The sequence below is a fragment of the Pseudomonas vanderleydeniana genome (assembly GCF_014268755.2).
GTDB lineage: Bacteria > Pseudomonadota > Gammaproteobacteria > Pseudomonadales > Pseudomonadaceae > Aquipseudomonas > Aquipseudomonas vanderleydeniana.
This window is the reverse complement of the sequence record NZ_CP077093.1, coordinates 6,744,511-6,765,650: the sequence shown is the minus strand read 5'-3', so window position 1 is coordinate 6,765,650 and position 21,140 is coordinate 6,744,511. Positions and strand designations below refer to the sequence as shown.

The following is a 21,140-nucleotide window of genomic DNA, read 5'->3' as shown; positions in this document are numbered from 1 at the left end:
CCCATGACCGTGTTGAAGATGACCGACCTCGATCTGCAAGGTAAGCGCGTACTGATCCGCGAAGACCTCAACGTCCCCGTCAAGGACGGTGTTGTCACCAGCGATGCGCGTATCCTGGCTTCGCTGCCGACCATCAAGCTGGCCCTGGAAAAAGGCGCTGCAGTCATGATCTGCTCGCACCTGGGCCGTCCGACCGAGGGCGAGTTCTCGGCCGAGAACAGCCTGAAGCCGGTGGCTGACTACCTGGGCAAGGCCCTGGGTCGTGAAGTGCCGCTGGTGGCCAACTACCTGGACGGCGTCGACGTCAAGGCCGGCGACATCGTGCTGTTCGAGAACGTGCGCTTCAACAAGGGCGAGAAAAAGAACGCCGACGAACTGGCCCAGAAGTACGCCGCCCTGTGCGACGTGTTCGTGATGGACGCCTTCGGTACCGCGCACCGTGCCGAGGGTTCGACCCATGGCGTGGCCAAGTTCGCCAAGGTCGCCGCTGCTGGCCCGCTGCTGGCTGCCGAACTGGACGCACTGGGCAAGGCCCTGGGCGCTCCGGCCAAGCCAATGGCGGCGATCGTCGCCGGCTCCAAGGTGTCGACCAAGCTCGACGTGCTCAACAGCCTGAGCCAGATCTGCGACCAGCTGATCGTCGGCGGTGGCATCGCCAACACCTTCCTGGCCGCTGCTGGCCACCCGGTCGGCAAGTCGCTGTACGAGCCTGACCTGCTGGACACCGCCCGTGCCATCGCCGCCAAGGTCAGTGTCCCGCTGCCAGTGGACGTGGTGGTTGCCAAGGAGTTCGCCGAGAGCGCCGCGGCTACCGTCAAGCTGATCGCCGACGTGGCTGCCGACGACATGATCCTCGACATCGGCCCGCAGACCGCCGCGCAATTCGCCGAGCTGCTGAAGTCGTCGCAGACCATCCTGTGGAACGGCCCGGTCGGTGTGTTCGAATTCGACCAGTTCGGCAATGGCACCAAGGTCCTGGCCCAGGCCATCGCCGAAAGCGCCGCGTTCTCCATCGCCGGTGGCGGTGACACCCTGGCGGCGATCGACAAGTACGGCGTTGCCGCGGATATCTCCTACATTTCTACCGGTGGTGGTGCTTTCCTCGAGTTCGTCGAAGGCAAGGTGCTGCCGGCCGTGGAAGTGCTGGAAAGCCGCGCCAAGGCCTGAGCCGGCGCTCATCATTGAAAGGGAGCATTCCCGGGAACAGGGTTGTCCCTGGCGGGTCTGATTCATTACATGCAGTACTGGCGGCCTGGGTCGCCAGTCGAGGAACCGGCATGAAAGGCTTTATCGCCCTCGCTTCACTGGCACTGCTCGGCGGCTGCGCCGCCTTCAACCTGCCGTCGTCGAAACCTTCGGCGGACAATTGGACCCGCTGGGTCTGCGACAGCCAGACCGAAGTGCTCTGGCGTTATGCCGACAGCAGTCAGCAGGCGGTGGACGTGCGCCTCGGCGGCGGCGACCAGGTGTATCGCCTCAAGCCGGAAGTCGGTGCCGTCGACAGCGGCGTGCTGTATAGCGACAACATGTTGGCGTTTCACAAAAAAGGTGAGGAAGGCCTGGTCTACTGGGTCGCCACCAACGATTTGATCGGTCGGGCCTGCAAGGCGCCCTGATCGGCAATAACTTGAATAGCGGCCGCCGCTACGGCAGGCTTGCACGATTAACGACCCTCGTCCGGGAGAGAGATACACAATGGCACTTATCAGCATGCGCCAGATGCTGGACCACGCAGCCGAATACGGCTACGGCGTTCCAGCTTTCAACGTCAACAACCTTGAGCAGATGCGCGCCATCATGGAAGCCGCTGACAAGACTGACTCCCCGGTGATCGTCCAGGCTTCGGCCGGTGCCCGCAAATACGCTGGTGCACCGTTCCTGCGCCACCTGATCCTGGCGGCCATCGAGGAGTTCCCGCATATCCCGGTGTGCATGCACCAGGACCACGGTACCAGCCCTGACGTCTGCCAGCGCTCGATCCAGCTGGGCTTCAGCTCGGTGATGATGGATGGCTCCCTCGGCGAAGACGGCAAGACGCCGACCGACTACGAGTACAACGTCCGCGTGACCCAGCAGACCGTGGCGATGGCCCACGCCTGTGGCGTTTCCGTGGAAGGCGAGTTGGGCTGCCTGGGTTCGCTGGAAACCGGCATGGCCGGTGAAGAAGACGGTATTGGCGCCGAAGGCGTGCTGGACCACAGCCAGATGCTGACCGATCCGGAAGAAGCAGCCGACTTCGTCAAGAAGACCCAGGTCGATGCCCTGGCCATCGCCATCGGTACCAGCCACGGTGCCTACAAGTTCACCAAGCCGCCTACCGGTGACGTACTGGCGATCGACCGCATCAAGGAAATCCACAAGCGCATCCCCAATACCCACCTGGTGATGCACGGCTCTTCCTCGGTACCGCAGGAGTGGCTGGCGATCATCAACCAGTACGGTGGCGACATCAAGGAAACCTACGGCGTACCGGTCGAGGAAATCGTCGAGGGTATCAAGCACGGCGTGCGCAAGGTCAACATCGACACCGACCTGCGCCTGGCCTCCACCGGTGCGATGCGTCGCCTGATGGCTACCAACCCGAGCGAGTTCGACCCACGCAAGTTCCTCGGTGCCACCGTGGTTGCCATGCGTGACGTGTGCATCGCCCGCTACGAAGCCTTCGGCACCGCCGGCAACGCCTCGAAGATCAAGCCGATCTCCCTGGAAGGCATGTTCCAGCGCTACCTGAAAGGCGAGCTGAACGCCAAGGTCAACTAAGACCGATCGTTCTGAAGGAACCCGTCGCAAGACGGGTTTTTTCATGGGCGCCATTCAGCTTTCGCTAGACGGGAACGCGCTTGGCGCTATGAGGAATCGATCTAGCGGACTGTCAATTATGACAGTGGTGTGCCAAGGCGCCGATGCGCCACGCTGGCGGTTCATCCAGCCAGTGAGGCCCATATCCATGAATGAAGAGGAAGAAAGCGATCCAAACCGTCTGAAGTATTTCAAGACCCGCCAGAAGATCAACGTGACCCGACGCGCCCCGGGCGTGCCGTTGGCCAGTGAGCGTGGCGAGCTGTGCAGTATCGACTGGAGTGCGCGGTTGCTGATCTACTGCGCGGAAAACGGCTTGTACCACACCGTGAAGTTCGATGAGATCGAGCAGATCGATCCCATCGCCAGCTATCGCAAGTCATCCCTGTTCCACCCCTGATCGACCGGCCATGCTCTCCAGCCCCGCCCTGCATTCGGGGCCGTCAACCTTTCTCGTGGTCGATGTCGAGCTTGTAGAAGGTCACCATCCCACCTTCGCTGGTATAGCCGGTGTTGTCCTGCACATAGACCCCCGCCTTGAAGTACAGCGGCTTGTCATGCCAGCTGGTGCTGACCTGGGTGTTCCACGCCGCGTCGGCGGCACGCACGCTGAGGTAGCCGCCACGGCTGAGATGGATCACGTAGGTGAAGCTCTTGTCCAGCGGCACATCGTCGGCGACCTGGATCACGCGGCTTTCCTTGTCGTCCGGGTGGTTGCGGATTTTCACCACGATGATGCCGGTCTTGCGGCTGTCCTTGTACTGGTACTCGACCTTGAGCATCGGCTGGGTACTGTTGTAGGCGTGGATCTGGCCGATGACGATCTTGCCCGAGGACGGCACCTGGTTCACCGCCAGGGTCGCGCGCAGGTAGTTGTTGGCCTCGCCATACAGCCAGTTGCGCAGGCGGCCGTCGGGGTAGGTCTCGCGCAGTTCGCTGCGTGGGTAGATGGCGTTCTCGGTCTTGGAGCCGGTCACCGGCGACCAGAAGAACAGGGTGCCGGTGTCCGAATGGAAATATTGGTCCTTGAAGCCTTGTACCAGCTTGGGGGTGTCGATGGTCGCCGGCGGGGTGCCGACGGGGACGCTGAGGTTCCAGGTCGTCAGGTCGATCATGATCATCTGTTCCGTGAAAAGCAGGAGACTCGCGCAGGCGCAAGCCTGCCCGGAAATCCTGGGCAAACCGCTTTGGCCCGCGCTTTTGCGCGCCCTTTATAAAGGTTGGAAGATAGTTTGTTAACGCTTTTGCGGCGAACGGTTGACGTCAAATCGCCGACGAAATGCGTGATGCCCGACTGGCGGTGGTTTGCCCGAATGACCGCTAGTCGGATAGGCAAGGTGCCATTAGAAAAGCTGGCCTATTGCTTCTATTAACCGTTAGTCGGGAGAGGCGGGCCCGGGTTAAATGATGGCGTAATGCTTACTACGCTTTGCACAAACTCAGGCTAGAGTTGTTTTTGTAATTACGTCCGGTTCCGTCTGACATGGGTGGAGTCCCCTGAACCTATAGAGATGCAGCATGGATTGCGCTCAACTCAAGGCTGGTGATAGCAGTTCTGTCCTTTTGGTGGTCGACGACTATCCTGAAAACCTGATCAGCATGCGAGCCCTGCTGGAACGGCAGGACTGGCAGGTGGTGACGGCGGCGTCCGGTATCGAGGCACTGACATTACTGCTCGAACATGAAATCGACCTGGTGCTGCTCGATGTGCAGATGCCGGGCATGGACGGCTTCGAAGTCGCCCGACTGATGCGTGGCAGCCAGCGGACCCGGCTGACCCCGATCATTTTCCTCACGGCGAACGAGCAGTCCCAGGACGCCGTGATCAAGGGCTATGCCAGCGGTGCGGTGGACTATCTGTTCAAGCCGTTCAACCCGGACATCCTCAAACCCAAGATCCAGGCGCTGCTCGAGCAGCAGCGCAACCGGCGTACGTTGCAGCGCCTGACGCGCGACCTGGAGGCGGCCCGGGCCTTCAATGCCTCGGTGCTGGACAACGCCGCCGAAGGCATCCTGGTGCTCAACGACGACGGCAGCATCCGCTTCGCCAACCCGGCGATCTCGCGCCTGCTCGCGGCACCGCTGGAGATGCTGATCGGCATGCCGTTCCTGCATTTCATGCAGACACCGAATTTTACCGAGTGGCGGGCCTCGCCGTTCTACGAGGGCTACTGCAAGGGCGAGATCTACCGGCTGCATGACGCACAGTTACGCACCAGCGCCGGCGAGCCGCTGCCGGTGGCGATGTCCTTCGCGCCACTGCCCAGCGACCAGAAGGCCATGGTGGTGACCGTGCTCGACATGTCGGTAGTGCGCCACCTGCACCAGCAACTGGAGTTCCAGGCGGTGACCGACCCGCTGACCGGCCTGCTCAACCGCCGGGGTTTCTACCAGACGGCGGAAAACACCCTGCTGCGCAGCGACCATACCCACAAGTCGATGGTACTGATGTACCTGGACCTCGACGGCTTCAAGCGGGTCAACGACTCCCTCGGGCACGATGCCGGCGACCGGGTATTGCGCTGGGTCTCCGAGCAATTGAAGGCCTGTCTCAAACCCTTCGATATCCTCGCGCGCATGGGCGGCGACGAGTTCACCACGCTGCTGGAGCTGGAGCGCCCCGAGCAGGCGGCGAAGGTCGCGGAAAAACTGATCGAGCGTGTCTCGATCCGCCAGCAGATCGATGGCATGGACATGACCCTGGGCGTCAGCATCGGCATCGCCATCTACCCCGATTGCGGTGCCGACCTGGAAGGCCTGCTGCGGGCGGCGGACATTGCCATGTACGAGGCCAAGCGCGCCGGTCGCCAGCAGTATCGCTACTACGACCATGAGATGAACGGTCGTGCGCGGTCCCGGCTGATGCTCGAGGAAAGCGTGCGCTCGGCCATCGAGAGCCGGGAATTCAAGATGGTCTACCAGCCCCAGGTGTCCCTGCAGGATGGTCAGTTGCGCGGCTTCGAGGCGCTGCTGCGCTGGCACCACCCCAGCGTCGGCGATGTGCCGCCGGGGCTGTTCCTGCCGTTGCTGGAGGAGGTGCGGCTGATCAGTCGCCTGGGCAGCTGGATCTATCGCCAGGCGGCGAGCCAGCGGCATGAGTGGAACGGCGTATTCGCTGACGAACTGGTGTTGAGCGTGAGCCTGAGTGCCACGCAGTTCTGCATGCCGAACCTGGTCGACGAGTTGCAGGAAGTCATCGAGCGGTATGACCTGCGACCCAGCCAGTTGGAGGTGGAAGTCACCGAGGCGGCGCTGATGCAGGACTTCGAGGCCTCGCGCAAGCAACTGCGGCGGATTCGCGCGCAGGGGGTGCGGGTGGCCCTGGATGACTTCGGCTCCGGCCATTGTTCGCTGAATCATCTGCGCGATCTTGAGCTGGACACCCTCAAGCTCGACCGTCACCTGATCGCACGGCTGCTCGATTCGCCCCGGGACGCCGCGCTGGCGCGCAGCGTGATCGAGTTGTGCCAGCAATTCGGCCTGCTGGTGATTGCCGAGGGCGTCGAAACCCTGGAGCAGGCGCAGTGGCTGCGGGCCGCCGGCTGTCCGCTGGTACAGGGCTTCCTGGTGGCTCGCCCGCTGATTGCCAGGGATGCCACCGGGTTCGACAAGACCTTCGACTGGAGCGCACTGTCGGGCTGATTTCGCTAAACTGGCGGTCCTCCCCGTGACCTGTAACGAACCGCCATGACCGTGCTGAAATACCTCCAGGCCTACCCCGCGTCCCTGCAGGAGCAGGTGCGCCAGATGATCGCCCAGGACCGGCTGGGCGACTACCTGGCCCAGCGTTACCCCGGCCGGCATGCGGTGCAGAGCGACAAGGCGCTGTACGGCTACGTGCTGGACCTGAAGCAGGAACACTTGCGCAATGCGCCGGCCATCGACAAGGTGTTGTTCGATAATCGCCTGGACCTGACCCACCGTGCCCTCGGCCTGCACACCGCGATCTCGCGCGTGCAGGGCGGCAAGCTCAAGGCCAAGAAGGAAATCCGCATCGCCTCGCTGTTCCGGGAGGCGGCGCCGGAGTTTCTGCGCATGATCGTGGTGCACGAACTGGCGCATCTCAAGGAAAGCGAGCACAACAAGGCGTTCTACCAGTTGTGCGAGTATATGCAGCCTGGGTACCACCAGCTGGAATTCGACCTGCGGGTCTACCTGACCTGGCGGGACCTGCAAGGCAAGGCCGCCGTGGCCGACTGATCGATCGACAAGGATTTTCCGATGGATGTCAGCAAGACCAAGAGCAGTTTCTATCGTCGCCTGTATGTGGCCTGGCTGATCGACAGCGGCGCGGCCAGCAACGTCCCGGCGCTGACCGAGGTGACCGGCATGCCGCGGCGTACGGCGCAGGACACCATCGTGGCACTGGCCGACCTGGACATCCTCTGTGAGTTCGAACAGCAGGAAGGTGCCCGCAATCATGCCGGCAACTACCGGATCCACGACTGGGGCGCGATCGACAAGCGCTGGATCGAGGGCAACCTGGCGTCGATCAGGCAGGTGCTGGGCTACCCCTGAGGCGCTTCAGCCCCTGCGCATGCCGATGTGCGGGATGTTGTCTTCCAGGTACCCCTCGCCCATGGCGACGAAGCCATAGCGGCCGTAGTAGCCCTGCAGGTGCGCCTGGGCGGACAGATAGATCGGCACCCCGGGCCAGTGTTTTTCCGCCTGTTCGAGGGCTTGGCCCATCAATTCGTGCCCCAGGCCGAGCCCGCGGGCCTGGGGGGCGATGACTACCCGGCCGATCACCACGTCGCCACCCTGCGATACCGGGTCGAGCAGGCGCAGATAGGCCGCCAGCTGGTCGTCGCGCCAGCCCATCAGGTGGCAGGTGTCACCTTCGAGGTCGCGGCCGTCGACTTCCTGGTAGGGGCAGTTCTGCTCGACCACGAAGACTTCGGTACGCAACTTCAGGATGGCGTACAACTGTTCCTTGCCCAGGACGCCCTTCTAAGTGTCAAGTGGATACTGCGCTTTGGTTGATGATGCTATTTCGCCTCTGGATAATGCTGTAGACCTCCCGTGCGATGTAGCGCTTTAGGCAGCGGATAGCTTCCAGCTTCGAATGTCCCTCTGCGAGACGTCGACTGACATAAGCCTGCGTTCGGGCGTCTGTCCGAAGCCGTCCGATAGCGATGATATGCAGCGCACTGTTCGCGGCACGATCACCACCTCGATTCAGGCGATGCCGGGTGACCTTCCCTGAAGAGGCCTGGACTGGGCTAACCCCACATAAGGCCGCGAAGCTGGACTCTGAGCGGAAACGATCGCTGTTGTCGCCTGCCGTCAGTAGCAACTGGGCAGCGGACTCGTAACCAATGGCATTTCGGGAAACCAACTCTGGTGCAAGATCGTCAACCAAGGCTGCAATCATCACATCCAAGTCCGCTATTTCGTCATGCAGCTCGAGATAACGCCGCCCCAGCGACTTCAGGGCAATCCGGTAGGCGGACGCGACTTGACGATAGCTTGATAGATCTGGACGCCATGCTGCCAGCGTTCTAATCAGTTGCATGCGGGTCAACGTGCGTAATGATTCACGTAGCTCATCAGGCGCACTAACGATAGTGTTCTGGATCAGTTGCAAGGTAATGCGCCTGGCCTGTATGGCCGTCTTCCGACACACCTTGAGCACGCGTAACGATTCGACCATACCGTCTCGTTTTTTTGGGGTAACGGTACGAATACCAGCGAAGGCCGCATGTGCGGCATTTCCAGCATCAAGGGTGTCATCTTTGCCCCGCTTGCGCCTGTCACTTTTATCAGGTGCAGTAACTTCAAGGACGGCGATTCCAGCTTGTTCCAAGTAACGTAATAGGCCTGCGCCGTACGTGCCGGTGCACTCGATGCCCACTCGCACCACCTCACCAAACGAGCACATCCACGTCAGCATTTGTTTGTAGCCCTGACGAGTAGTCGCAAAGCTCTCGCTGGCCAGGATACGATCCTGTTCATCTACGACTGCAGCGACGTGCAGATCTTTATGGGTATCTACACCGCCTACGACCTGTCTCGAAACACTGCTGACTTTAACGTTGCGCATGGCTGGTTGCTCCGATTCGCCGAGCACGAACTGAACCGCTCCAACCGGACACCTGGACAAGACAGTAAAGTGACGTGGCGTCAGGCCCTTCTTGGGTCACATGTATCGGCAAGGCGGTCACCTTGACGTGCAGTGTTCCCGGATGGTCGACAGGTCCAGGGAAAGACACAAGGGTCGATCGGAGTGTGGGTCAGGCCACGCGGGACACTTCACGACCAGATCATCCATCATCGGTCTATCGCTGTGTGAGTCAGACCATACGAGAACACTGGCCAGTACATTCTTACTGTCGCTGTGGTGCTTGCAGATCCAGTCGATGCTCATTTCACTCACTCTTGTTCGAATATCCGTTATCGATACTAAGCGGCTTGTACCAGGCCGCCAACCGGGTGAACACTGTTGCCGCCCGTGGCGCGTTGCCCGGCTTCGTCATGTTTGTGTAATCTGCCCGACAGGGCGTTTGCCTGGATGCGAATGAGCTACTGTTAGGAACAGGGAGATGGCCAGTTGCTTTCTTCCAGCCTCTCTGCTTCGCTTCAATTCTGCAGGGCAGCCCCGCCCGCTAAGGATCTTTGGCATGTCGCGACTGCATCGAGCTTTTGCCTTGCTTGGATTGTTGTTGCTCGCACAGGGCGTGGCCGCGGAAAAACTCCGGCTGGTGGCCGATACCTGGCCACCGTTCACCGATGCGGGCCTGGTCAATGGCGGCCTGGCGACCGACATCGTCAGCACGGCCCTGGCTCGTGCCGGCTATGCCAGCGAGTTCGAACAGGTGCCCTGGGCGCGGGCACTCAAGGGCGTGGGTGAGGGGCGCTACGATGTCCTGGTCAATGCCTGGTACAGCAAGGACAGGACCCTGCTGGGGCAGTTTTCCAGCGAATACCTGATGAACCGGGTGATGTTCCTCCGGCACAAGGGTTCGCCGATCACCTACGACAACCTGCAGCAACTGCACGACTACCCGATTGCGGTGGTGCGCGACTATGCCTATTCCAGCGAGTTCGAGTCGGACCCGCGCCTGCAGAAGGTGCCGGTGCACAACTTTGCCCTGGCCGTGCGCATGCTGGCGGCGGAGCGGGTGAAGCTGACGCTGGAGGATGAATTCGTGGCGCGCTACTACCTCAGCCGGGAGCCGCCTGAAGTGCGCGATGCGGTGGAGTTCCTGCCCAAGCCGCTATCCGAGAATGGGCTGCATATCCTGGTCAGTCTGCAGAATCCGCAACATGCGCAGATCGTGGCGGGGTTCGATCGGGAGATTGCGGCGATGAAGGCGGATGGGAGTTATCAGCGGTTGCTCAAGTTGCATGGAATGTGATTTCTGGGCGGTGTGTATATCCGTTTGCGCGTTTAGCTGATGTCTCTGTTTCGCCCTTTACGGGCGAGTTCCTTTTGGCAAACGCCCCAAAAGGAACCAAAAGGTCTAGCCCCTCCATTGGCCCCTCGCTGCGCGAGGGGTTCCTTCGCTCCGGTTCTGTTTCGAGAGCACGCCGTGACGGGCCATCCACGGCTCGCCCGGCATCCCTGCCGGGCGACTCTCGAAACAGAACCTCCACTCAGCCTGCTGGGAACGGGGCTGGCAGATCAAAAGCCAAAGCTCGCGGTGCCGTTATACCGTGGGCTGTTCTTCCGGGCCCTTGATCAGGTGCGCGGCCAGTGTGCGCAGTGGCCCCAGTTGACGGCAGATCAGCGCCAGCTGGGTCTGTACCAGGCGCTGGATCTCATCGATTTCCTCCGGCATCTGCTCCAGCTCGTTGGCCAAGGCTTCTTCGGCGTCGCTCTGGACCTCGATGGCGGTCTTGTTCGCCAGCCCCGTGGCGATCTGGTCGATGCTGGCGGCCAGCGTCGCGCCGACGCCATTGATCAGGTGATCGCGGACTTCCGCCGGCAACTGGTTCTCGCGATGCGCACCGAGCCCGGAGAGGTAGCTGAGCAGGGTGTGCGACAGCACCAGGAAGCGGAAGCCGACGTCGGCTTCCTTACGGAAATGCCCCGGCTCCATCAGCATGTTCGCCAACGTGGTCGACAGCGCCGCATCGGCGTTGTGGGCGTTGCGGCGGGCCAGGCGGTAGGCCAGGTCGTCGCTCTTGCCCTGGCCGTACTGCTGCATCACCTGGCGCAGGTACAGGCTGTTGCAGCTCAAGGTATTGGCCAGCACCTTGTTCAGGCGCCGCCCCTGCCAGTCCGGCAGGAACAGGAATACCGCCAGGCCGGCGATCAGGCTGCCCAGCAGGGTATCGAGCAGGCGCGGCAGGAACAGCCCGTAGCCGTCGCCCACCTGGTTGAAGCAGAACAGCACCATCAGGGTCATGGCCGCCGTTGCCAGGGTGTAGCGGGTGGTGCGGTTGATGAAGAACACCAGGCCGGCGGCGATGGTGAAGAACGCCTGGATCAGCGGGCTGGGGAACAGGTCGAACAACGCCCAGGCGGCGGTCAGGCCGAAGGCGGTGCCGATGATCCGCTGGCCGAGCTTGCGTCGCGTGGCGCCGTAGTTCGGCTGGCAGACGAACAGGGTGGTGAGGATGATCCAATAGCCCTGGGACGGGTGCACCAGGTGCACCATGCCGTAGCCGACGCTCAACGCCAGCGGCAGGCGCAGGGCATGGCGGAACAGCAGCGAGGTCGGCGTCAGCTGGGTGCGCAGGCGCGTCAGCACGTCCTTGAAATTGCGTGGCGACCGATCCAGCAGGCTGCTGTCGGTAGCGTCGGCCAGACTGTCGGGGTTGCTCGCGGCGCTGAGCAGGCGGTCCAGGGTGCTGAGGTTCGCCGCCAGGGCCCGCAACGAGCGCAGCAGGCCACGCCAGGCCGGGTTGCTCTGGATGCGCAGGTGCTCCATCGAGGCGTGCAGGTCGCCCAGGGCTTCGGCGAAGCTGGCGTCGTAGACGAACGGCTGACGCAACTGGATCGAGGCCGCCAGCTCCCGGCAGGCCTTGCCTTGCTGGCGCAGCAGGCGCTGGCAACGGAACAGCACGTCGCTGTGGAAGAAGGCTTCGGCCAGGGCGTTGTATGGGTAGTGCGAGGAGCTGGCGCGTTCGTGGATGTCCTGGGCCAGGAAATACAGCTTCAGGTAGCGGCTGACCTTCGAGCCCGGTCGGCCGTTGCCGACCCGGTGCAGGATGATTTCCTTGGCGGTGTTCAGCGCCGCGACCACCCGGCCGTTCTGCCGGGCCAGCTCCAGGCGCCGGGCTTCCACGTCCATCTGGCGGATCGGTTCGAACAGCGACGACTTGAGCTTGAGGTAGTAGCCCAGCTCGCGAAACAGCTTGGCCAGGCTTTGTTGCACCGGCTGGTTGGAGAACATCGCCTGCCACAGGACCGAGAGCACGCCGTACCAGGCGGCGCCGGCGACCAGCAGCAGGGGCTCGTGCCAGAGGTTGGTGACCTCGCCACCGCGCTGGTCCACGCCGATCATGGTGTAGACCGAGAGGATCAGGGTCGCCGAGGCGATCGCGCCGTAGCGCTCGCCCAATGCGCCGAGCATGGTCAGGCCGAAGGCGGCCAGGGCCATGGCTATCACGAATATCCAGGGATAGGGGAACAGCAGCTCGACCGAAAAGGCGGCGACGCTGAAACACACCAGGGTCACGGCCAGCGCGTTGAGACGGCCCTGCCAGCTGTCGTCGGTTTCGGCCAGGGCGCAGGCGATGACCCCGAGGAACAACGGGATCAGCAACTTCATTTCGTTCTGTGCCCAGCACAGGGTCATGATGCCGGTCAGGGCGATGAACACCCGGACGCTATAGCTGAATTTGTCCAGGGCCCAGAGGCGGCGCAGGGACTGGTTGAACGAGGTCGATGCCATGAAGGTGTGAGAGCCTGCCAAGCGGTTGATCTGTAGTTGGGTATAGACGGGTGGCGATACAATGGCGCCACATGGAAGCAAAGCAAAATTTGTTCCGGGCGTGTCTATTGAACGCTTGGCAGTCGTACGGTTCCCGGGTAGCCCGCGCTAACCCGGCGCTTGCGCAAAGGCTTCAGGCAAACTGTGCCGCTGCGTAGCCCGAAGCCCAGGCCCACTGGAAGTTGAATCCGCCCAGATGGCCGCTGACATCCAGCACTTCACCGACGAAGTACAGCCCCGGGCTCTTCAGCGATTCCATGGTCTTGGACGACACCTCGCGGGTATCGACCCCACCCAGCGTGACCTCGGCGGTGCGATAACCCTCGGTTCCGGCCGGAATCACCTGCCAGTCGCCAAGCTTGCCCGCGACCTCGGCCAGTTCCGCCGGGGTGTACTGCTTCATCGGCTTGGACACGAACCAGTGTTCGGCCAGCAGATTGGCCATCTTCTTGGTGAAGATTTCGCCCAGCAGGGTTTTCAGCTCGCTGTTGGGCCGTTCGGCCTGCTGCTGTTGCAGCCACTGCAGCGCATCGTGGTCCGGCAGCAGGTTGATGTGCACCGTGTCCCCGGGTTGCCAGAACGAGGACACCTGCAGGATCGCCGGGCCGCTGAGGCCGCGGTGGGTGAACAGGATGTTCTCCCGGAAGCCCTGGTCGTTGCAGCTCACCAGGCAGTCGACCGAAGTCCCCGACAGTTCCGTGCACAGCGCCTTGAGTTGATCGGTAATGGTAAAGGGCACCAGCCCTGCACGGGTCGGTAACACCTGGTGGCCGAATTGCCTGGCGACCTGGTAGCCGAAGCCGGTGGCGCCGAGGGTCGGAATCGACAACCCGCCGGTGGCGATCACCAGCGACTGGCAGGTGATCTGGTCGAGGCTGGTCTGCAGCAGGTAGCCGTTTTCCAGTTTCTCGATCTGCTGGATCGAGGTGTCCAGGTGCAGGTTGACGCCAGCCTGCTCGCATTCGTCCAGGAGCATGCCGAGGATGTCGCTGGACTTGTTGTCGCAGAACAGCTGGCCGAGCTTCTTCTCGTGATAGGGCACGCCATGCTTGGCCACCATCGCGATGAAATCCCACTGGGTGTAGCGGGCCAGCGCCGACTTGCAGAAATGCGGGTTCTGCGAGAGGAAGTTGCCCGGCTCGGTGTACAGGTTGGTGAAGTTGCAGCGTCCGCCGCCGGACATCAGGATCTTCTTGCCGGCCTTGTTGGCGTGGTCGAGCAGCAGCACCTGGCGGCCACGGGCGGCGGCGGTAAAGGCACACATCAGGCCGGCGGCACCGGCGCCGATGATCACAACTTCAGTAGAGCGCAAAACGCTGTCCTCACTCGATTTCTGGCTGGTGGGGGATTGGGTGGGACGCGGATCAGAGAATCCGCACGCGCAGCGAACGGCCCTTGATCTTGCCGCTGTTCAGGCGTTGCAGGGCCTGCTTGGCGATACCGCGCTCCACCGCCACGTAGGCCTGGAAATCGAAGATGGCGATCTTGCCGACCTGGGCGCCGGGAATACCGGCATCGCCGGTCAGGGCGCCGAGGATGTCGCCCGGACGCACCTTGTCCTTGCGCCCGGCGGCGATGCACAGGGTGCTCATGGTCGGCAGCAACGGGCCGCCGCCCTTGGACTTGAGGTTGTCGAGTTGCTCCCACAGCAGCGGCGATTTCTGCAGCTCCTCGATCGCCCGCGCCCGATGCGCTTCGGACGGTGACACCAGGCTGACCGCGATCCCTTTCTCGCCGGCCCGGCCGGTGCGGCCGACGCGGTGGATGTGAATCTCCGCGTCACGGGCCAGTTCGACGTTGATCACCATGTCCAGGGCATCGATATCCAGGCCGCGTGCGGCCACGTCGGTGGCGACCAGCACCGAGGTACTGCGGTTGGCGAACATCGCCAGGACCTGGTCACGGTCGCGCTGCTCCAGGTCGCCGTGCAGGCCGACCGCGCAGATGCCCTTGGCGCTCAGCAGGTCGACGGTTTCCTGCACCTGCTGCTTGGTGAAGCAGAAGGCCACGCACGACTGCGGGCGATAGTGGTTGAGCACCTTCACCACGGCATCCAGGCGTTGCTGCGGATCGACTTCGAAGAAGCGTTGTTCGATCTGGTTGTCGGTGTGGAGCGTCTCCACCTTGACCTGCTGCGGATCGCGCATGAACTTGGCCGCCAGCTGCTTGATCCCGGCCGGGTAGGTGGCGGAGAACAGCAGGGTCTGCCGGCGCTCCGGGGTCTGGGCGATGATCGCTTCGATGGCGTCGTAAAAGCCCATGTCGAGCATGCGGTCGGCTTCGTCGAGCACCAGGGTGTTGAGGCCGCGCAGGACCAGGGTGCCCTTGTCCAGATGCTGCTGGATACGCCCCGGCGTGCCGACGATGATGTGCGCGCCGTGTTCCAGCGAGGCGATCTGCGGGCCGAAGGGCACGCCGCCGCACAGAGTCAGCACCTTGATGTTGTCTTCGGCGCGGGCCAGGCGGCGGATTTCCTTGGCGACCTGGTCGGCCAGCTCGCGGGTCGGGCAGATCACCAGTGCCTGGCAACCGAAGAAGCGCGGGTTAATCGGGTTCAACAGGCCGATGCCGAAGGCGGCGGTCTTGCCGCTGCCGGTCTTGGCCTGGGCGATCAGGTCCATGCCCTTGAGCATCACCGGCAGGCTCTGCGCCTGGATCGGCGTCATCTGCGCATAACCGAGGGACTCCAGGTTAGCCAGCATGGCGGCGGACAGGGGCAACGAGTTGAAAGCGGTGGCAATGGTGGTCACGGGACAGGCCTGCAAAACAAAATGTGGCGCAGTGTATCAGTCCCGCCCCGTCAATCCGTAATTTCTGGACGAAAAGTAGCCAAATATCCTCATCCATATCAGAGGATTCCCGCGATATCTGCGGGATTCACTGATACCGATCGTTCCCACGCTCGGCGTGGGAATGTCTCTCTGGACGCTCAGCGTCCGCACTTGTGACGCCGAGCGTCACGGGCTGCGCTCCCACGCGGAGCGTGGGAACGATCATCATGGATCAGTGCTCGATGTGCTGCTCCTGCACCGCCCGCGCCCGGCGCCCGTCCTGCGGTGACAGTTGCAGGAAGATCGCCGCAGCGAGCATCGCCATGATACCCACCGTGAGGAAGGTCAGTTGGAACGCCCCCAGCACCGTTTCCACCCCATCGTTGCCGATCGCCGCCGTGAAGCCGCCGAGCAGTGCCCCGGCACAGGCCACGCCAAGGCTCAGCGACAGTTGTGCCACTACCGACAGCAGGCTGTTGCCGCTGCTGGCCGCCTTGTCGTCGAGATCGATCAGGGTCACGGTGTTCATCGCGGTGAACTGCAGCGAGTTGATCGCCCCGGCGATCGCCAGCATCACCAGCAGCAACGGGTAGGGCGTGTGCTCGGTGACCAGGCCCAGGGCCGCGAGCATCACGCCCAGCGCCAGGGTGTTGCCGGTGAGCACGATGCGGTAGCCCAGGCGTTCGATCAGCGGCCGGGCGATCGACTTGGCGAACATCGCCGCGCCCGCCAGCGGCAACATGCTCATGCCGGCCTCGGACGGCGAATAGCCCAGCGCCACCTGCAGCAGCAACGGCACCAGGAACGGCAGGGCGCCGCTGCCCAGGCGGGCGAACAGGTTGCCGAGGATGCCCACGGCGAAGGTCCGGGTCTTGAACAGCGAGGGGGAGAACAGCGGGTTGTCGATGTGCCCGGCGCGCAGCCAGTAGGCCGCCAGGCAGGCCAGGCCGGCGAACAGCAGCAACATCACCCGCAGGTGCGGCAGTTGCAACTCGCCCAGGCCCTCCATGGCGATGGTGATCAGCAGCATCGCCGCACCGAACAGCACGAAGCCCAGGCTGTCGAAACGGGTGCGTTCGCTGCCGCGCAGGTCGGGGATGAACTTCCACACCGCATAGCAGCCGACCAGCCCCACCGGCAGGTTGATCAGGAAGATCCAGTGCCAGGTCAGGAACTGCACCATCCAGCCGCCCATGGTCGGCCCGATCAGCGGGCCCAGCAGGCCGGGGATGGTGATGAAACCCATGATCCGTACCAGCTCCGAGCGCGGGTAGGCGCGCAGCACCACCAGTCGCCCGACCGGCAGCATCAGCGAGCCGCCCAGGCCCTGGATCACCCGGGCACCGACCAGCATGTTCAGCGAGCTCGACAGGGCACACAGCAGTGAGCCGATGCTGAACAGCAGGATGGCGCTGAAGAACACCCGCCGGGTACCGAAGCGGTCGGCAATCCAGCCCGAGGCCGGGATCAGCAGGGCCACGGTGAGCATGTAGGCGATCACCACGCCCTGCATGCGCAGGGGGTTTTCCGCCAGGTCGCGGGCCATGGCCGGCAGGGCGGTGTTGAGGATCGTTCCGTCGAGCGATTGCATGAAGAAGGCAATGGCTACCACCCAGGGTAGCCAGCGAGCGGTCGTTGCATCCAGCGGGGCACGGTCGGGCATGGAACGGCTCTTCGTTAGCAGGCTATGGACCTGATTATGCCTGATCGGTTTGTACTTGAGCGTTGTGTCGGTGTGCTGTTTGCTCCTTCTTCAACAGGAAGCCGAGCAGGGCCCTGTGTACGTTGTCGGCCGCCACCCGCGACTCCAGGTCGAGCAGGTGACCGGTGTCTTCGGCCACCGAAAAGCTGCAATGGGGAATGTGTCGCTGGAACTGCCGGGCGCCTTCGGCGGGGGTGTAGATGTCCTTGGCGCCGTTGATGAAGTGCACCGGGGTGCGGATGTTGGAGAGTGACTTCAGGTAGTTGCCATCACCGAGTTGCAGGACCTGGTCGATATGGAAGCGTGCCTGGCGATACTCGGTGCTGGCCATGTTGGCGAGGTGATGGTGGTTGGTGGTCTTGAGGCGGGGAGGGAGGAAGTGGCCGACGGTGTCGTTGAGGAGGTGGCCGATGGCGGATTTGTCGTCGACCTGGATCAGTTCGTGTACCCGCCGCACGTAGGCCAGCATCGGTGGGTTGAGGTCGGGCGCTAGCGCCATGATCACCGAACTCTCGATGGGGGGCGGGTTCCTGGCCAGGGCCAGCAGGCTGGAGATCCCACCCCAGGAGGCTGACACCAGATGGTTGACCTCGAAGCGCTCGATCAGCGCCAGGAGTATCTGCACCTCGTCGTCCTTGGTCACCAGGCCGGGGTCCGGGTTGTGGGCCTGTGAGCGGCCAGCGAAGGGCAGGTCGAACAGCAGTACGTTGAAGTGTTCGGCCAGGCACTTGCTGGTGCGGGTGAACGAAGAGGTGGTGGACAGGGCGCCGTTGACCATCAGGACGGTGTTGCGCCGGGGATCGTCGCCGAGACGCTCGACGTGGATATTGAAATGCCTGAACAGGTTGTTGATGACGAAGCTTCCATGATTCATATCAAACTCCAGCAAAACACTTTCGGGGGATGAAAGAGACGCGGCATTGAGTAACGAAATCGCGGGTGAAGCCTGATGGATCTATGATCGGGGGACGAACGAGGGTGGTGGCTTTTTAATGCCGTGTCGGCTGAAGGGATATGTATAGCGCGCCTGTGCGGGCGGGACAACAGTCTGAATGGATAGGTGTGCGGGTGTTTCCGCCAGGGCGGCGGGAGATGGTTTTGCTGCTTGCGGGAGATTGTTCCTGCAGGGGGCGAGCCACCCTGCAGGTGCCGCTTCAGAGCGTGAGGGTCAGTTTGCCGATCAGGGCGCCGGGCAGCAGGTTGGAGGCGGTCTGTCGCTGGTCATAGGTGCTGGCCGAGAGCAGCAGCTCACGCTCGGCGGTCAGTGCCAGCAGCTCGCTGCCCAGCAGGCTGTAGACGCTGTCATCGAAGCGCATGGTGCTGACCGGAGCCTGGATCTCGCCGTTTTCCACCCAGAAGGTGGCGAAGCGGGTCATGCCGGTCATGCGGGCCGCCGACTGGTCCGAGTAGTTCAGGTACCACAGGTTGCTGATGTACAGGCCGGTGCCCAGTTCCTTGAGGATATCGGCCTGCGCGAGTTGACCGGCGTGCATCTGCAGGGCGCTGGGGTATTCGCCACCGTCCGCACCGTTGGCGCTCAGGCCATATTCGACGGCGCTGCGCGAGCTGACCATGCGCGCGCTGGCCGAGCCCTTGGCCACCAGCGACAGGTCGCTGCGCGGGTAGCCTTCGCTGGAGAACGCCGGGCTCAGCGAGCCACTGACCTGCTCATCCAGCCAAACCAGTGGATGGAACGACGCCTCGCCGGCATACAGCTTCTGCAGTGGGCTGTACTTGCTGGCGATGGCCTGGGCCGAGAAACCGCCCCAGCAGAGCATGCCCATGATTTCCTCGAGCGCTGCCGGTGCGAGGTAGGCCCGGTATTGCCCGGGCGCCAGGGTGCGCAGCGGTCGGCTGAGGAAGGCCAACTGCTCGCGAGCCTGCTGGAAGCGTCGGGCGAAGCTGTCGCTGTCCCAGTGGTCACCGGCATAGCTGGCCTTCACCGCCTGGCCGTTTTCGTGGAACAGGCTCCAGTCGAAGTTGAAACTGTTGGCCTGGTGCCAGCCGAAGGCGCCGTCCGAACTGGCGAAGCCGCGGCTGATCGGGCCGGCGGCGTAGAAGCCGACCAGGTCCAGACCGGTGGCGGCGTGGCTGATCTCCTCCAGTATCCGGGCGCTGTCGGGCAATGGCTGCTCCTGCACGCTACGGCTTTGCCAGGCGGTGTGATTGAGCAACAGGTAGGGATCGGCGGGCAGCAGCGGCAGGGTGTCGCGCAATTGCTGCAGGCCGTCGGCGAGGCGTTGGCGGTCCTGCTGGGGCTCGCCGCAGAGGGTGATCTGCAGGTCCGCATGGCGCCCGGCATCGATCAGCTTGAGGCTCAGGCTGGCCTGCTGTACCTGCCCGGCCTGGCGCACACGGCCATGGTTGAAGCGGATGAACTCGGACGATTCGGCGGCGTAGCCCAGGGTGAAGCGTTCGGTGGCCTGCAGGTTCGCCTGCAGCCAGTCCACCAGGGCCTGGAAATGAGTGTGGTCCATCAGGCATCTCCTCCGAAGACATCGACTTGGCTGAACACGCAGGCCGGCGAGGCGTGGCCGACACGGATCACCTGGTTGGGTTCGCCCTTGCCGCAGTTCGGCGTACCGAGGACCTTGAAGGTGCCGGCGTCGCCGACTGCGCTGAGGTTGCGCCAGAACTGCGCGGAAATACCCCGGTAATTGGGGTTCTTGACCACCCCCTTGAGTTCGCCGTTCTCGATCAGCTGACCCCATTCACAGCCGAACTGGAACTTGTTGCGCGCGTCGTCGATGGACCACGAGCGGTTGGTCGACATCAGGATGCCGTTTTCGATACCGCCGACCAGTTGCTCGAACGATTGGTCACCCGGTTCGATGTTGAGGTTCGCCATGCGGTCGATCGGTGGCCGATTCCAACTGCAGGCCCGGCTGTTGGCGACTCCGTCGAGGCTGGCTCGGAACTGCGACAGTGCACCGCCCAGCGGGCGCAGCAGCAGACCCTCGCGGATCAGGAACTGCTTGTGGGCGGCACTGCCGTCATCGTCATGGGCGTAACTGGCCAGTTGCTCGGGTATCTCCGGGTCGAAGGTCACGTTGAGCAGGCTGGAACCGTACTGCAGGTGGCCGAAGTCGCTGGCCTGGACGAAGCTGGTGCCGGCGTAGTTGCGCTCGTCGCCGAGAATCCGGTCCAGCTCCAGCGGGTGGCCGATGGATTCGTGGATCTGCAGGATCATCTGGTCCGGCATCAGCAGCAGGTCGCGTGGCCCGGACGGCGTGTTGGGCGCCAGCAGCAGTTGCAGGGCCTGGTCGGCGACCCGTGCCCCGGCGCCGATCAGCCCCGAGCGGCCGAGCACCTCGGCGCTGCCCTGCTGGCCGAAGTTCTCGCGGCCGAGGGTGCGGGTCTGGCTGTCCATGCCGTCGAAGGCGGTGACGCTCAGGCCGGGGAAGACGAAACGCTGGGCCTGGCGCAGCTCGGCGCCAGCGCTGTTGAGGTAGATCTGCTCGACGTGACTCACGCCGAGGCTGACCTCCCAGTTCACCAGGCGTTCGTCCCTGGGGACGGCAGAGGACTCGGCCGCGAGCAGGTCATAGCAATCGCTCAGTGATGGAAACGGCTGTTCAAGCCGTGGGGAGCAGTAATCGCCCCGTTCGCTGGACACGCCTTGCCGGCGCAGGTCGAGCAGGGCGTGGGGCGCGATCAGCCGGGCCTGTTCCTCGGCCCGTTGCAGTGCGGCCTGCAGGCCCTGGCGGGAGAGGTCGTTGGTGGCGGCATAGGCTTCGACACCGTTGACCCGGACGGTCAGCATCGCACCTTCGTCGCGGCTCAGGCTGGGGGGCTCCGGGACATTCTTGCGCACCGACAGGTATTGGCCGGTCTGGCGGACGTAGCGTAGCGAAAAGAATTCGGCACCCGTGCGCAAGGCAGCGAAGTGCTGCTTGAGCTGGGGATGGAAGTCGAACATGAGGAAACCTCCCTGGACATGTCGGTCAGGGGCGCATTGCGCCAAGACCGTCATAGTGCGGCGTCAGG

The 21,140-nt window shown here is 63.2% G+C and carries 18 protein-coding genes; 8 read left to right on the top strand and 10 right to left on the bottom strand.

Features of this window, described 5'->3' with window-relative positions; all coding sequences use genetic code 11:
• Window positions 1–3: 3 nt before the first annotated feature.
• The 4 genes from HU752_RS30450 to HU752_RS30435 all read left to right on the top strand — a co-directional run bounded on the left by HU752_RS30450 (window position 4) and on the right by HU752_RS30435 (window position 3,199).
• Window positions 4–1,167, top strand: coding sequence for a phosphoglycerate kinase (locus HU752_RS30450; RefSeq protein ID WP_186686770.1), 1,164 nt, complete (start codon window positions 4–6; stop codon window positions 1,165–1,167).
• 110 nt (window positions 1,168–1,277) lie between these two features.
• Window positions 1,278–1,616, top strand: a complete 339-nt coding sequence (locus HU752_RS30445; RefSeq protein WP_186686771.1) for an MliC family protein — start codon at window positions 1,278–1,280, stop codon at window positions 1,614–1,616.
• A gap of 79 nt (window positions 1,617–1,695) precedes the next feature.
• A complete protein-coding gene (gene fba / locus HU752_RS30440; RefSeq protein ID WP_017902971.1) occupies window positions 1,696–2,760 on the top strand; it encodes a class II fructose-bisphosphate aldolase in 1,065 nt (354 codons plus the stop codon).
• A gap of 187 nt (window positions 2,761–2,947) precedes the next feature.
• Window positions 2,948–3,199: a hypothetical protein gene (locus HU752_RS30435; RefSeq protein ID WP_186686773.1), complete on the top strand. Its 252-nt coding sequence runs from the start codon at window positions 2,948–2,950 to the stop codon at window positions 3,197–3,199.
• 43 nt (window positions 3,200–3,242) lie between these two features.
• Here the strand turns inward: HU752_RS30435 and HU752_RS30430 are convergent, their stop codons facing one another.
• The gene (locus HU752_RS30430) at window positions 3,243–3,914 is read right to left on the bottom strand and encodes a polysaccharide lyase family 7 protein (RefSeq protein WP_186686775.1); all 672 of its coding nucleotides are present in this window, start codon (window positions 3,912–3,914) and stop codon (window positions 3,243–3,245) included.
• A 403-nt stretch (window positions 3,915–4,317) separates the two neighbouring features.
• Here HU752_RS30430 and HU752_RS30425 point away from each other — a divergent pair, with 403 nt between their 5' ends.
• From HU752_RS30425 to HU752_RS30415, 3 genes are read left to right on the top strand one after another with little or no spacing between them, the layout of a single operon-like run.
• Window positions 4,318–6,441 (top strand): putative bifunctional diguanylate cyclase/phosphodiesterase, encoded by a 2,124-nt coding sequence (locus HU752_RS30425; RefSeq protein WP_186686777.1) that lies wholly within the window; start codon window positions 4,318–4,320, stop codon window positions 6,439–6,441.
• Between the two features lie 45 nt (window positions 6,442–6,486).
• Window positions 6,487–6,999, top strand: a complete 513-nt coding sequence (locus HU752_RS30420; RefSeq protein WP_186686779.1) for a M48 metallopeptidase family protein — start codon at window positions 6,487–6,489, stop codon at window positions 6,997–6,999.
• Between the two features lie 21 nt (window positions 7,000–7,020).
• Window positions 7,021–7,317, top strand: a complete 297-nt coding sequence (locus HU752_RS30415) for a winged helix-turn-helix domain-containing protein (protein ID WP_186686781.1) — start codon at window positions 7,021–7,023, stop codon at window positions 7,315–7,317.
• Between the two features lie 6 nt (window positions 7,318–7,323).
• On the opposite strand, the gene HU752_RS30410 is transcribed toward HU752_RS30415, so the two are convergent.
• The gene (locus HU752_RS30410; protein ID WP_186686791.1) at window positions 7,324–7,740 is read right to left on the bottom strand and encodes a GNAT family N-acetyltransferase; all 417 of its coding nucleotides are present in this window, start codon (window positions 7,738–7,740) and stop codon (window positions 7,324–7,326) included.
• A 16-nt stretch (window positions 7,741–7,756) separates the two neighbouring features.
• Window positions 7,757–8,842 carry an IS110 family RNA-guided transposase gene (locus tag HU752_RS30405; protein WP_217838494.1) on the bottom strand — a complete coding sequence of 362 codons (1,086 nt, stop codon included), beginning with the start codon at window positions 8,840–8,842 and terminating at the stop codon, window positions 7,757–7,759.
• A gap of 577 nt (window positions 8,843–9,419) precedes the next feature.
• Here HU752_RS30405 and HU752_RS30400 point away from each other — a divergent pair.
• On the top strand, window positions 9,420–10,157 hold the full coding sequence (locus HU752_RS30400; protein WP_186684537.1) for a substrate-binding periplasmic protein: 738 nt from the start codon (window positions 9,420–9,422) through the stop codon (window positions 10,155–10,157).
• Between the two features lie 291 nt (window positions 10,158–10,448).
• On the opposite strand, the gene yccS is transcribed toward HU752_RS30400, so the two are convergent.
• From yccS to HU752_RS30365, 7 genes are all read right to left on the bottom strand, one after another.
• Window positions 10,449–12,641, bottom strand: a complete 2,193-nt coding sequence (yccS, locus tag HU752_RS30395) for a YccS family putative transporter (RefSeq protein ID WP_186684535.1) — start codon at window positions 12,639–12,641, stop codon at window positions 10,449–10,451.
• A 172-nt stretch (window positions 12,642–12,813) separates the two neighbouring features.
• On the bottom strand, window positions 12,814–13,992 hold the full coding sequence (locus HU752_RS30390; protein WP_186684533.1) for a BaiN/RdsA family NAD(P)/FAD-dependent oxidoreductase: 1,179 nt from the start codon (window positions 13,990–13,992) through the stop codon (window positions 12,814–12,816).
• A 52-nt stretch (window positions 13,993–14,044) separates the two neighbouring features.
• Entirely contained in the window at window positions 14,045–15,430 is a 1,386-nt protein-coding gene (dbpA, locus tag HU752_RS30385; protein ID WP_186684531.1) for an ATP-dependent RNA helicase DbpA, read from the bottom strand.
• Between the two features lie 253 nt (window positions 15,431–15,683).
• Window positions 15,684–17,114, bottom strand: coding sequence for a multidrug transporter subunit MdtD (gene mdtD / locus HU752_RS30380; protein ID WP_186684529.1), 1,431 nt, complete (start codon window positions 17,112–17,114; stop codon window positions 15,684–15,686).
• A 34-nt stretch (window positions 17,115–17,148) separates the two neighbouring features.
• A complete protein-coding gene (locus HU752_RS30375; protein WP_186684527.1) occupies window positions 17,149–18,027 on the bottom strand; it encodes an alpha/beta fold hydrolase in 879 nt (292 codons plus the stop codon).
• A gap of 280 nt (window positions 18,028–18,307) precedes the next feature.
• Window positions 18,308–19,630 (bottom strand): TldD/PmbA family protein, encoded by a 1,323-nt coding sequence (locus HU752_RS30370; RefSeq protein WP_186684525.1) that lies wholly within the window; start codon window positions 19,628–19,630, stop codon window positions 18,308–18,310.
• Window positions 19,630–21,072 carry a TldD/PmbA family protein gene (locus HU752_RS30365; RefSeq protein WP_186684523.1) on the bottom strand — a complete coding sequence of 481 codons (1,443 nt, stop codon included), beginning with the start codon at window positions 21,070–21,072 and terminating at the stop codon, window positions 19,630–19,632. The genes HU752_RS30370 and HU752_RS30365 overlap by 1 nt, the downstream gene beginning before the upstream one ends.
• Between the last annotated feature and the right edge of the window lie 68 nt (window positions 21,073–21,140).